This is a genomic window from Rossellomorea sp. NPDC077527 (assembly GCF_044542955.1).
Classification (GTDB): domain Bacteria; phylum Bacillota; class Bacilli; order Bacillales; family Bacillaceae_B; genus Rossellomorea; species Rossellomorea aquimaris_E.
In genome coordinates, this window is record NZ_JBITVL010000005.1 from 1 (window position 1) to 12,571 (window position 12,571).

Below are 12,571 nucleotides of genomic sequence, written 5' to 3' on the forward strand. Positions count from 1 at the left end.
TGCGGAATAATGAAAATGGTGGGCCTAAGTGGACTCGAACCACCGACCTCACGCTTATCAGGCGTGCGCTCTAACCAGCTGAGCTATAGGCCCATTAAGATTGGAGCGGGTGAAGGGAATCGAACCCTCATCATCAGCTTGGAAGGCTGAGGTTTTACCACTAAACTACACCCGCATGAAGATTTTAAGGCGGCAACCGGATTTGAACCGGTGATAAAGGTTTTGCAGACCTCTGCCTTACCACTTGGCTATGCCGCCGTTGGCTGGGCTAGCTGGATTCGAACCAACGCATGTCGCAGTCAAAGTGCGATGCCTTACCGCTTGGCTATAGCCCAATATAAAGGGCGACTGATGGGAATCGAACCCACGAATGCCTGAACCACAATCAGGTGCGTTAACCACTTCGCCACAATCGCCACGCTTGAAATTTCTTTGGCAGGGGTAGTAGGAATCGAACCCACACCAAAGGTTTTGGAGACCTTCGTTCTACCGTTAAACTATACCCCTATGATTAGATATAAGTTTAAAACTTGGTGCTACTTGTTTGGAGTATGTTGCTCCGCTTCACTGCGCATCGTTTATGGAAGATTATTTTACTCCACTGACGCTACGTAAAAAATCTTGGTGGAGGGGGGCAGATTCGAACTGCCGAACCCGAAGGAGCGGATTTACAGTCCGCCGCGTTTAGCCACTTCGCTACCCCTCCAAATAAAATAAATACTTAAAGGTTCTTAAGTATAAATGGTGGCTCAGGACGGAATCGAACCGCCGACACATGGATTTTCAGTCCATTGCTCTACCAACTGAGCTACTGAGCCATATTATATAGAAGATTTAATTATCAAAAGAACATTTTTCAAAAATGGCGGTCCGGACGGGACTCGAACCCGCGACCTCCTGCGTGACAGGCAGGCATTCTAACCAACTGAACTACCGGACCAAAGCTTTTTGCGCTAGCAAAATAGGTTTCATTATCTTGCGCTAGCAAAAATAACTATCCATACGTGACTCATCAAGGAATAACCTGTCTTAGCCAAAAATGGTATTGCGGGGACAGGATTTGAACCTGCGACCTTCGGGTTATGAGCCCGACGAGCTACCGAACTGCTCCACCCCGCGACGATAAAAAATTATTAAGTTTCCATATCCCACGTTGAATTCAATAAATCCACCCCGACTTCAGTAAGCTTATTCAAGCTGCTGCTCAGTCGGTGCGCTGATGTAAACGCTCCGAAGATTATTCGGTCGTGCTCCACCCCGCGACGATATAAACATGAAAGAAAATATGGAGGAGGAAGGGGGATTCGAACCCCCGCGGGCTGTTACACCCCTGTCGGTTTTCAAGACCGATCCCTTCAGCCGGACTTGGGTATTCCTCCGTATAATGGACCCTGTAGGACTCGAACCTACGACCGGACGGTTATGAGCCGTCTGCTCTAACCAACTGAGCTAAGGGTCCTTATAATCATTCGTTATGTATCATGTAATAGCGGCGGAGGGGATCGAACCCCCGACCTCACGGGTATGAACCGTACGCTCTAGCCAGCTGAGCTACACCGCCACGAATAAATAAGTTATAAAATTGGTGGAGCCTAGCGGGATCGAACCGCTGACCTCCTGCGTGCAAAGCAGGCGCTCTCCCAGCTGAGCTAAGGCCCCAAAAAAAGAAGTGGTCGGGAAGACAGGATTCGAACCTGCGACCCCTTGGTCCCAAACCAAGTGCTCTACCAAGCTGAGCTACTTCCCGATATATGGCGCGCCCGAGAGGAGTCGAACCCCTAACCTTTTGATCCGTAGTCAAACGCTCTATCCAATTGAGCTACGGGCGCTAAATGAGTTATAGTTTTTTACTAAGTAACGCAAGGAAAGATAATTTGCTAGCGCAAAAATCTTTGGTGCCGAGGACCGGAATCGAACCGGTACGGTAGTCACCTACCGCAGGATTTTAAGTCCTGTGCGTCTGCCAGTTCCGCCACCCCGGCAAGTCTTTGGAGCGGAAGACGGGATTCGAACCCGCGACCCCCACCTTGGCAAGGTGGTGTTCTACCACTGAACTACTTCCGCGAATAAATGGTGCGGGTGAAGGGACTTGAACCCCCACGCCTCGCGGCGCCAGATCCTAAGTCTGGTGCGTCTGCCAATTCCGCCACACCCGCATATAATGTTGATTTTCGTATGATCGAAAATCACACGGTGAGATATTTTGCTATCGCAAAAATCTTTGGTGAGCCATGAAGGACTCGAACCTTCGACCCTCTGATTAAAAGTCAGATGCTCTACCAACTGAGCTAATGGCTCGAAAAACCAAATGGTGCCGGCAAGAGGACTTGAACCCCCAACCTACTGATTACAAGTCAGTTGCTCTACCAGTTGAGCTACACCGGCACGGTGAGTACTTTATATAATGAAAAATGGTGGAGGATGACGGGATCGAACCGCCGACCCTCTGCTTGTAAGGCAGATGCTCTCCCAGCTGAGCTAATCCTCCACAATATAATGGTAAGTTATTTTGCTTTCACAAAAAACTTTGGTGACCCATACGGGATTCGAACCCGTGTTACCGCCGTGAAAGGGCGGTGTCTTAACCGCTTGACCAATGGGCCGTATTTTATTATAAGCATCCCGCTTAAGGACAAGTATTACTATATCATCCGATTTCGCAGAAGTCAACTTCTGTTTTATAAAAAAAGAATGATTTTTTTCTGCTTATCAAATCCATTTTTGTAAGCCGAAGAAGAATATACCACATCTTCAAAGTACTAATCAATAGGAAAATAATAAATATCTAATTTAAATTAGGTCAAATTCATTGAGCTAATGCAAACAAAGGGTGGATAAACAATCAACCTAACGATACATAACCAGCTAATAAGACTTCTTTAAGTATGCAAGCTTGTTTACACAATATTTATAGGCGGTGAATACGATAATAGTAGATTATGAATGAGGTGATGGAACCATGGAGCTTCCAACGATTTTGTGCGGTCCGATTGTTCGGCGGGTGGACCCTGCACAAGTCTTTTTCTGGATTGCATTAAGCAAACCATATGATATGAAAGCACAGTTGTTTATGATAGAACATAATGGAAATTCTCGAGTTACAGACTATACAAACTTAGCCTGTAAGACAGAGACGAGAACGATTCAAGCTGGAAGGAACCTATTTATAAGTATGATCAATGTTTCTCCACATAGCGGACTCTTTCCTACAGATCAATTACTTGGGTACAATATATTTTTCGAAAGTGGTAATGAATCACTGAACCTCGATAGCTTCGACTTACTTTCTCCTGCTCATCCACACTCGATTGTCTACGAAAATCTTGCTTACCCCACCTTTATGATCAATAAAGAGAGTCCCTCGAATATTCTATACGGCTCATGTCGAAAGCTTCATGGATTGGGACTCGATACAATGTCAGAGGCAGATAAAATCATTTCTTCATCCGCTACAAAAACCGATAGACCTCCCTCTCTATTTTTAATGGGGGATCAAATCTATGCCGATGATGTAGCAGACCCCGTATTCAAGATCATCACAAAGCTTGGTCATGAGCTGATGGGACAAGAGGAAGACCTAGGCTCAGTTGAACCTCGATTGAAAGAAGATATTTTCAGAAGTAGACTTCAACAAATCAATGGCCGGCAATATATTTCGGAACACTTCTGCAGGTTCACTTCCAGAAATGCGGCCAATCATCTGTTAAGGTTTGGTGATTATGCAGCCATGTACCTGTTATCCTGGAGTCCCTCATTATGGGAGCACGCCCATGAAGAAGGCCTGTTCAAAACCTTTCAAGAAGCATTGGATCAGGATGAAATCTATTTTGCATTCAAGAATGAAGATTCCAATGAGCATAAAAAAGAAAGAAAACAACTTCAGGACCGGTACCAAAAGCAGATGAAAGACCTGGCTAATGTAATGGAAGCAATATACTCTGTTAGAAGATTATTAGCGAACACACCGACCTATATGATATTTGATGATCACGATATTACTGATGATTGGAACCTGACACAGGAGTGGAAGGCAGGGGTTTGGAATGCACCATTAGGGAGACATGTCATCAGTAATGGTTTGTCATCCTATTGGCTTTTCCAAGGATGGGGTAATGAACCTGATACCTATACCCATTTCGGCCAAATCATGCAAACCTATTTTGACTCTCTTCACCTTGGGGCACTCCCTCACAAGAATTGGGTCCATTCCCTATGGAACTATGATTCTTGGCAATTCACCGCCCCCACTGCACCACAAGCCGTTTTTCTTGATACTAGAACACAGCGGGATTATGCCAATAAACCAAAACCGGTAAAGGTTGGGGTGCGCATAGATGAGGGGCAACTTGGACCAAATCTACTTAATTCAGAAGGGTGGAACACGATAGGGGCCAAGCTGAAAGAATCCGGGTGGAATTCAGGTGACCCCCTGATCCTTGTATCTCCCTCCCCCCTTTATGGAATTGGTTTAATAGAGAACTTTCTGCAGACCTACATGCTTCCTTTAAGTACACTTGGGTTTCCTGTGCAAAGCAACTTTGATCTAGAAGCTTGGAAGTACAACGGAATGGGCTTCAACGCATTCCTTCAACATGTATCTCTTTGGAATCCAAGCGACTGCATGATTTTATCCGGTGATGTTCATTCAGCTTCATCGGTTCAATCTGATATTTCCTTTCCAGATGGACGCAGCTTGAAAATCCATCAGTTTACAAGCAGTCCGATAAAGAATATGAGTTACTCGGGATTTTCCGGAGCCCTTATAAAATTCATGGTGAGCCTGAATGCCAGAGATAGGATCAATCGCACACTCTACCGCTACTGTAATCAAGAGTTTGACCTTGTGCAAGCAGAACATGAAAACAGCGTATCCCCCGATTATATATGGAAGGAAAGCATTCGTTATCAGCCTATAAAGGGTTCTGCCCTCATTGAAACAGAGAATAATATTGGCTTATTGACTTATTCAGATGGACGTCCAGCATCCAAGGTCATCATGCCATAGCATCGGGATTCACATCAGATAAAGCTTTCTAATAAGCTGACAATCTCATAAAAGCAGATTGTCAGCTTTTTTAATACTTAATCCAGAACAGACCTTTTCTACCTATTCCCCTTACTAAAACAGATCATTTAATTTCATCTCATGATAAGATATTTTGTTTTGCAACTTCTTTTTGATCCGGCAGTCTAAACAATCTTGCAGTAAGACACGGTTGTAATGAATTCTCAAAGAATGCCATTTTCGTTTCATTTTTGATAGAATTCCAAATATCTTCATCATTCTCTCCTCCACGTTCATAAGTCGCCGGAGTCCATTTCGAAAACTGGCAAGCATCGTCCATTAGACATTAGCCCCTATAGTTTTGCGTCACCATTTTTCAATGGGTTTGCCCTTATCGTTCGAATTATGAAAGATTCTTTTCATAACACATGCAACTAAACACAGTCTTTTTACACATGCCATTTATACTACATTTTGAAGTCTACCATACTTTCGAACACCACGTTCCATATATTCCTAAAAGAATAATACATTTATCCCCTTTCACTTCACGTTAGACTTGGTCCATTCATTCAAGCACAAGAAGATTTCATCTTAGGCGGTTAGACTTTCTTATGGTTCACATCCTTCTCTTTAAAGGTTTTTTAGCCTACCTCATTATAAGGCGTCCTGCATTCAGATCCCTATGGAATGAATCCGCCTACTATCAGTTACTTATTCCTTCCGTCACCTAACTTGAGAAGGAATGTCTGAATCCTCCTCGTCATAGACTTATTGTAAAAGAAGGGAGTTGGTTTCAATGCTTGAATGGAGTGCTGCCATTGCAGCTGTTGCATTTACCATTCTTGTCGTTTATTTGATTTTGACGTTACGAAGGGTCATGAACACACTCGACGAGACGAAGAAGACACTTGCTGACACGAGGAGTGCCGTAAATGGCATTACAGAGGAAGCAGAAGAATTGATTCATACCGCCAACCAAATTTCTGTTGATGTCAAAGGGAAAATGAAAGCCGTTGATCCATTGGTCGAATCCGCACATGATGTTGGGGACATGATCCAAAGTGTGACAAGCTCTGTAAAAAGGGCCGCTTCGCAAAATCGCACACCGAAAACCATTCATACTCAGGAAAGCAAGCCGGTGCAAATTAAATTAAAATAATAAAAAGAGGCCTCGATGAAAAAGGCCTCTTTTCTTTTAGTCTATGCTTAAGCCAGTCCTGCCCTGCTGCCCGTGACCTCCCATAGCCAATAACCATGCATCAGACAAATGAAGCTATAGGAAACGGCTGCCGTAATGGACACAAGTAGTAAAGCTTTTGAAAATCGTTTATCTGGGTTGAGGTGATAAAGAAGGATGAGCAGGAAAACGGATAAAGCTCCTTTGAAGAGTAGAAACAGCCATGGATTAGTGTGATAGAGGGTATTCATAAGAGGATTGGATTCCGTTATATGTCCATAATGTAGTCCATACATTGTCAGGAATGCGTCTAAAAGGTTGAGGAGTAAGATATACAGCAGCAGATATCTCATTTAGTGAATTCTCCTATTCATTTTTATGGTGGATTTTGTCTAACAGAGCATTATATTCATAATAACATCTTTTATCGTTCTCAATAAAGAAATATCCATTCAAAATTAAAACAAACGTTTATTTAGCTTTATAAACAATAGTATTGTAAAGGATGGTGCTATTATTCAAACGTTTGTTTAAAAAATCCACATAAAAAAATCTCAACCCTACGAATAAGGTTGAGATGATGGATCAAAAGGCACGTTATCCCGTTATCCCATTAATGCTTCCTTTTCTTCTTCTCTTTCTTTCCCTTTTCATCCACCTTAATTATCACAGTGGTCAAAGGATCCATCGTCAAAGTGTCTTTCGTCATTGTAAACCCGGACTTCTTCGAAACAGGCTGTGTTCCCGCTTCATCGTTATCCACGATAACCTTTCCTTTCGAGAAGTCATATTCATCGATGGAAAGCTTTCTTGCTTTCTTGTCCGCATTCACAAATACATAGTACTCACCCGTTCCATCGGTAGAGACGTTCTTGTAAGCAAGCAGCAGATCTTTATCAGCCATTTCTGGAATATCCATTAGAGATACATTTTGATCCACGAGCTCTTTCTCCCCTAAGCGGAACGCATTGGTCGACCTTCTTAGCTTGATCAACCCTTCGGTATATTCTCTCGTCGTTGTGTTGATGTTGTATTTCTTCTTGTTCGTTGCCTTTTCCCAATCAAACATGTTAATGGCGTCGGAGGAATCGTAGGAGTCGTGGATGAAGTAACCGAATGGGTCTCCATTTTCGTCCTCTAACTCATGATATTTCTGTTCCGGCACGCCTTCACCGAGCCACTGCTTGGTCCGACCGTATTCCTGCCCCCCGTGAAGGAAAGCCGTTCCCTGGGATGTCAGAATCATCGAGTTCCCAAGTCGAATCCGCTTGTGGATTTCAAGGTTATTTTCCGGAATGGCAGGATCCTTTTTAATTGATTGAGCAATCACATCGTACAGCGGTAAATTATCGTGAGCCGCGATGTACTGGACCATGTCGCCCGGGTCGTCGTCCGCCGTGTTGCCCGGCTGCCCTTTGATATTGTTGAAAATGGTGGTGATGTCACGCACGCCTCCAGTTAGGAATCGCGGTTCCCCTTCAGAACCAAATCCAGATTTCAGTTCATTTCGAATTTCGTCAGAGAATACTCCCACGTCGTCCGTTTTGTCCATCCAATCCTGGTCGGCTCCCATGCCTTTTAAGGAAGGATCCGAAAGGTGACCGGAGAAGGTTCTCCAACCCTCACCGATAAACAATGCGTCCGGGTTGATCTCAGCCGCTGCGTCATAGGCTTTCTGGATCGCCGGATAGCTTGCGTCTCCCATCATGTCAAAGCGCATGCCATCGATTTTATATTCATCGAACCAATATTTCACCGAGTCGACCATTAGCTTTTCAGCCATCACATGGTTGGTAGCCAAATTGTTGCCAAAGCCTCCGAGGAAGTTCCCCTGGTCATCCTGGAACGCATAATAACCTGGAACGATGTCGTTCAGCGTGCTTGTTTTCGCCATATGGGTGTAGACGACGTCGAGAACGACTCCCATCCCCTTGTCATGAATCGCATCGATCAATCTCTTCGTTTCTTCGATTCGTAATTGTGGATCAGTGGCATCCTCAGAATACGCACCGTCCGGGGAGAAGTAGCTGTGAGGGTCATAGCCCCAGTTATACTCATTTCCTCCTGCCGAATACTCAAGCTCTCGTTCTCCCATCTTCGTCTCATCGCCGTAGTACCACGCCATGATTGGAAGCAGTTGAACATGTGTCACGCCCATTGATTTGATATAATCGAGCTTTTTGATAAACGCATCATACGTGCCCCATCGTTCTTTTTTCAAATCCTTTTCAATGGACGGATCGGATGTAAAGTCACGAACATGGATCTCGTAGATGACCGCATCCTCCCGTTTTTCATACCCGTCGATGGAGGCATGACTGAATTTCTTAGGGTCCGTCCCTTTCAAATCGACGATTGCCGCTTTTCCGACGTTATCGCCGTCAGGTCCTGTTTCTCCTTCTGTGTTCACGGTGAAGGCGGCCATGGATTTGGCGTACGGATCCAGTACTTTTTTCGTTACACCTTCATTGGTGACTTCGTATTGATAGTAATATCCTTTCAAGTCTTTTACTTTCAAATCTTTCGCTTTGGCATCTATTGACCAGACACCTTTGTCACCAAGCGTCAATTCGAGGCTGACAATTTTCGTCGCCGCATCTTTTTTATCATAGAAGTTCGCGACCACTTTGCTTGCTTTCGGTGCCCATAGTTTTAAGGTGGCGTTTCCTTTTTTGTACGTGGCACCTAAATCATCCCCATCATATGCATACTTGTTATCAAGAAGTCTCCAGCCGGCTGCTGCTGAAACCGTTCTTCCCGAGTAGGTGATGGAAAGCGGGAGTTTACTTAAGTCAAAATCAGCCTTCACTTCCACCGTTTTATCACCGGTGATTTTGACGTTGTTCACCATTACTTCCGCACCGTCCTTATTCTTGACGCTTAAACCGGACATCAACGTCTCTTCAGTCAAACCATCTGTCATCGTAAAATTCAATCTGATTGTATCATCCGAAATGACTTCAGATGATACCAGTCCCGTCGCTACATCACCATGTGGAGAAATGAAGACGTTATCCTCCCCTTCTTTCACCCATAGTTGATCATACTTATCGAGTAAGTTGAAGGATTTGTCTCCTCCATCCTTCTCACCGTTTTCCTGGTTTACGACTAAGAAGTCGATCTGCTTCGCATTTTCATTCAATTCAACGTCCACATACGCACCATATCGACCCTTTTTAGAAAAATCCAGTGCACCCGTCGGCCAATTGTCTGTCGGGGATTTCACATCTCCCCACGTCCATAGACCGAAGTTTTCATAGTTCCCGTCTTCACGGTCATAATGGATACGTACCGTATTCGCAGGAAGATCTACCGGCTCATACGTATACACTTTATCCGATCCCTGCTCGATCCAGATTTCATTCATGTCAGGTGATGTGATGGTGAAGGCTTTGTCTCCCCCGTCTTTCCCTGCATCACCTTTCGTTACATCCATGACAAGGAATCCGATGTTTTTCGCACCCTCTGCGAGAGGTACATCAATGTATGCCCCGTAGCTGTCCGTTTTTTCGAACATCGTGGCACCTGTCGGCCAGTTCGCCGATGGGGATGCGACATCATTCCACAACCATGCACCGTAGTTTTCGTAGTTACCGTCCGTACGGTTATAGTGGATTCGGATGTTGTTTTCAGGAACGGGTTCCTCTTCAGGATCCTCTCCTCCTCCTGATCCAGCTACAGCTCCTGTGATTTTACCACCTTCGACCGTCAGCAATACAGTACCGCCGTCCTCTTTAGAAGGCAGGGTCAACATTACTTTACCTGATTCAGTCGTAGTATAGGTTTCACCGGAATAACCATTGGTCACGACCGCATCGGGAGAATCCACTGTCAACGTGATTTCTTTCACTTCGTCCGCCACGTTTAATCCGACGTATACGGAGTCGTCTTTGTAATCACGGGAGAATACTAGGAACTTGTCGCTGTTCGAACCACCGACTGTGTGCCTTTCCCCCTTCGCGAACACATCAGAATGAGCCCCTCTGAAGTTCAGGATTTTCGTATAGTGATCCAACACATCATTATTCTCTACATGACCCCAGTCCAGATCATAGCGGTTATCATACTGCGGATAATTATTTGCACCGCTCTGCCCTAGCTCTTCACCGTAGTAAATGACCGGCTGACCTTTCGATGTTGCCTGCAGGGAGGCTGCGAGTTTCAGCTTCCCCTTGTCCCCGCCAAGTGAATACAGGAATCCGTCTTCATCATGACTTCCAAGGAACTGACCGAGTGTTGCCGAATTGTCGATCTTTCCATTGCGGGCCGTCAGTTTATCATTGCCCGCTTTCAGGTTGCCGTTCACAAACTCACGGGCGATATCCTTGAACCCGAAATCCAGGAGGGAATCCATCATCCCCGTATCCAGATAGCCGTAGTCATTGTCAGCACTAGCACCCCACGCTTCCCCGATCATCTTGTGCTCTGGCATTTTTTCCGTGATGGCATTTTTGAACGCCATCCATGTTGCGTCTTCCACATGCTTCACCGTATCGACACGGAAATAGTCGATGGTGTTGCCTTTATCTGTTTTCGCTTTCTCGATCCAATCGGTTTGCCAGTCGATGATCTGCTGACGTACGTCTGGATCTTCGGTCATGACATCCGGAAGTCCGGCCAGTTCACCGACCACTTCGTCACTTCCTACATTTCCCTGACGAAGAATGTTACTGTACTTTTCACGCTCTGCGTCCGTCGGGTAACCAGCCGGACGTTGATCTTCTGGCAAGTCGCCGTCGATTTCTTTCAATCCATAACCGGTATGGTTCAACACCACATCCACCATGATCTTAATCCCTCGGTCGTGGGCTTCATCGATCAGGTTATGAAAATCGTCCATGCTTCCGAAGTGTGGATTGAGTTCGCCGAAATTACTCGCCCAGTAGCCGTGGTAACCGAAGTAAGGCTCTCCCGCCTCTCCTTTTCGCACATCGTACTTGATATTTTCCACAACCGGGCTGATCCAGATCGTGTTCACACCAAGCTTATCAAGGTAATCGAGTTTCTCCGTAATTCCTTTAAAATCACCGCCTTGATACGAACCGCGTTTCGATTTGTCATAATTCAAGTTGAAAGGATCGTCGTTTGACGTATCCCCGTTGAAGAATCGGTCTGTCAGCATAAAGTAAATGATGGATTCGTCCCAATCAAGATCCGAATCACCGACAGACTGTCTTGCCTTCACTTCAATTTCAGTGCTTCCTTTATAGACGTTTCCATATGAGTCCACTATGGTTAAAGGAATCGCTTTTGTTCCAGCCGTAATGTCGTCATCTACAGACAAGGTCACTTCTTTCAACGATGGATCGATTTCAAGCTTCTCTGATCCACCTAATGAAGAAACATCTGCCGTGATCTTTTGAATGTGTAAACCATCTGTCAGTCCTTCAACATCAATATTCAAGACAGCGTTTTCATTATAGTCCACAGCTGCAGGATCCACAGAACCTGTCACCGTCAGGTCGGCTTTTTGGAAATCAAGAACCGATTTTCCATCGACGGTATTGTACGGATCACTTACTTCCGTGGTTACACCATCTTTTGTCACTAAAAAGGTATACTCATTTTTCCCGTTAGGAATGTTGTCGTATGGGAGGATGAAGCGTTCATTCTTCGGCTCATACGACATTTCCTTCGTCTCACCGTTGAACTTCAATTCTACTTTATCAATCATATCCATTTGATCGCTTTTGAAAAGATCTTTATCACGATAGTAGAATGTCGCGTCTCCTTGATCGATCACCGGTGCGGAACCATCCGGGACGATGCGGATTTCCTCGACACCGCTTGTTATGTAGGCCTTGGTGAGGGTGTCATTCTTGTTCACTTTAATGAAACGGTCGTCAAATTCTTTCTCCGCCGTATTCCAATCCTCAGTACTACGAAGGATAAATCCGATCTGCTCGGTTTCAGGTGCGACGGCAATGTTCGCTACCGCTACTCCGTTTTCATAGGAGTCGAAGTTGATTTGATCATCCTTCACCCCCGTATTCCATGCCCATATGTTCCAGTCCCCGTACGTTTGATCTTCACGGGTGTAGGTGAAGCGCACCGTACGATCACTGGAATCGGCTGCTTCAGCCGAGGTATTCCCATCTGCAACAGCAGATGCAGCCGGAGCGAATGGTGACCACAGGCTGATCAACATCACCAACGTCATAAAAATTGAGAAGTGACGCTTCGTCATTTTCTTCATTCATGCTTTCCCCCTTATAAATGGTTAGTAGAATAATAGAAGTGCTCTTGATGGGTTGTGGAAACGTTTGCACAACTGATCAAAAAAATGTAGACTTTCCTTCTCCTAGTTATTTCGAACTAATGCAAACGATTGCAATATTCTGTCTTTTTTATTTTATAACAAATAGGGGAGAAAGGCTATGTGACAA

Annotated in this window: 5 protein-coding genes, 23 tRNA genes and 1 riboswitch; of the genes, 2 read left to right on the plus strand and 26 right to left on the minus strand. The window is 44.9% G+C overall.

The annotated features are described in order from the left end of the window. Positions 1-16: 16 nt before the first annotated feature. The 23 genes from ACIGG7_RS16990 to ACIGG7_RS17100 all read right to left on the minus strand — a co-directional run bounded on the left by ACIGG7_RS16990 (position 17) and on the right by ACIGG7_RS17100 (position 2,603). A tRNA-Ile gene (locus ACIGG7_RS16990) sits at positions 17-93 on the minus strand. An 8-nt stretch (positions 94-101) separates the two neighbouring features. Continuing rightward, positions 102-175 (minus strand) — tRNA-Gly (locus tag ACIGG7_RS16995). 12 nt (positions 176-187) lie between these two features. Then, positions 188-258 (minus strand) — tRNA-Cys (locus ACIGG7_RS17000). Between the two features lie 2 nt (positions 259-260). Further along, positions 261-335, minus strand: a tRNA-Gln gene (locus ACIGG7_RS17005). An 8-nt stretch (positions 336-343) separates the two neighbouring features. Further along, a tRNA-His gene (locus tag ACIGG7_RS17010) sits at positions 344-416 on the minus strand. A 17-nt stretch (positions 417-433) separates the two neighbouring features. Further along, positions 434-507: transfer RNA gene (locus ACIGG7_RS17015), tRNA-Trp, on the minus strand. A 115-nt stretch (positions 508-622) separates the two neighbouring features. Continuing rightward, positions 623-706 (minus strand) — tRNA-Tyr (locus ACIGG7_RS17020). Between the two features lie 36 nt (positions 707-742). Further along, positions 743-818: transfer RNA gene (locus tag ACIGG7_RS17025), tRNA-Phe, on the minus strand. 45 nt (positions 819-863) lie between these two features. After that, positions 864-940, minus strand: a tRNA-Asp gene (locus ACIGG7_RS17030). Between the two features lie 105 nt (positions 941-1,045). Then, positions 1,046-1,119, minus strand: a tRNA-Met gene (locus ACIGG7_RS17035). A gap of 167 nt (positions 1,120-1,286) precedes the next feature. Next, positions 1,287-1,379 (minus strand) — tRNA-Ser (locus tag ACIGG7_RS17040). 6 nt (positions 1,380-1,385) lie between these two features. Beyond that, positions 1,386-1,459: transfer RNA gene (locus tag ACIGG7_RS17045), tRNA-Ile, on the minus strand. Between the two features lie 28 nt (positions 1,460-1,487). Next, positions 1,488-1,561, minus strand: a tRNA-Met gene (locus tag ACIGG7_RS17050). Between the two features lie 22 nt (positions 1,562-1,583). Next, positions 1,584-1,659: transfer RNA gene (locus ACIGG7_RS17055), tRNA-Ala, on the minus strand. An 11-nt stretch (positions 1,660-1,670) separates the two neighbouring features. Then, a tRNA-Pro gene (locus tag ACIGG7_RS17060) sits at positions 1,671-1,747 on the minus strand. 5 nt (positions 1,748-1,752) lie between these two features. Further along, positions 1,753-1,829: transfer RNA gene (locus tag ACIGG7_RS17065), tRNA-Arg, on the minus strand. A 64-nt stretch (positions 1,830-1,893) separates the two neighbouring features. Beyond that, a tRNA-Leu gene (locus tag ACIGG7_RS17070) sits at positions 1,894-1,982 on the minus strand. Between the two features lie 7 nt (positions 1,983-1,989). After that, a tRNA-Gly gene (locus ACIGG7_RS17075) sits at positions 1,990-2,064 on the minus strand. A gap of 7 nt (positions 2,065-2,071) precedes the next feature. Further along, a tRNA-Leu gene (locus ACIGG7_RS17080) sits at positions 2,072-2,156 on the minus strand. 66 nt (positions 2,157-2,222) lie between these two features. Then, positions 2,223-2,298 (minus strand) — tRNA-Lys (locus ACIGG7_RS17085). A gap of 11 nt (positions 2,299-2,309) precedes the next feature. Next, positions 2,310-2,385: transfer RNA gene (locus tag ACIGG7_RS17090), tRNA-Thr, on the minus strand. Positions 2,386-2,412: 27 nt separating this feature from the next. After that, positions 2,413-2,488 (minus strand) — tRNA-Val (locus tag ACIGG7_RS17095). Positions 2,489-2,528: 40 nt separating this feature from the next. After that, positions 2,529-2,603: transfer RNA gene (locus ACIGG7_RS17100), tRNA-Glu, on the minus strand. Between the two features lie 356 nt (positions 2,604-2,959). Here ACIGG7_RS17100 and ACIGG7_RS17105 point away from each other — a divergent pair. Further along, positions 2,960-5,005 (plus strand): metallophosphoesterase family protein, encoded by a 2,046-nt coding sequence (locus tag ACIGG7_RS17105; RefSeq protein ID WP_397550375.1) that lies wholly within the window; start codon positions 2,960-2,962, stop codon positions 5,003-5,005. Between the two features lie 139 nt (positions 5,006-5,144). On the opposite strand, the gene ACIGG7_RS17110 is transcribed toward ACIGG7_RS17105, so the two are convergent. Further along, complete coding sequence (locus tag ACIGG7_RS17110; protein WP_397550376.1) at positions 5,145-5,345, minus strand: hypothetical protein; 201 nt, start codon at positions 5,343-5,345, stop codon at positions 5,145-5,147. Then, positions 5,320-5,405, minus strand: a riboswitch (cyclic di-GMP riboswitch). (Overlaps the previous gene by 26 nt.) A gap of 399 nt (positions 5,406-5,804) precedes the next feature. Between ACIGG7_RS17110 and ACIGG7_RS17115 the strand changes: the two genes are divergently transcribed. After that, a complete protein-coding gene (locus tag ACIGG7_RS17115; RefSeq protein WP_224943588.1) occupies positions 5,805-6,167 on the plus strand; it encodes a DUF948 domain-containing protein in 363 nt (120 codons plus the stop codon). Between the two features lie 47 nt (positions 6,168-6,214). Here the strand turns inward: ACIGG7_RS17115 and ACIGG7_RS17120 are convergent, their stop codons facing one another. Next, a complete protein-coding gene (locus ACIGG7_RS17120) occupies positions 6,215-6,538 on the minus strand; it encodes a DUF5658 family protein (RefSeq protein ID WP_397550377.1) in 324 nt (107 codons plus the stop codon). A gap of 260 nt (positions 6,539-6,798) precedes the next feature. After that, positions 6,799-12,381: a pullulanase gene (locus ACIGG7_RS17125; protein ID WP_397550378.1), complete on the minus strand. Its 5,583-nt coding sequence runs from the start codon at positions 12,379-12,381 to the stop codon at positions 6,799-6,801. Positions 12,382-12,571: the final 190 nt, after the last annotated feature.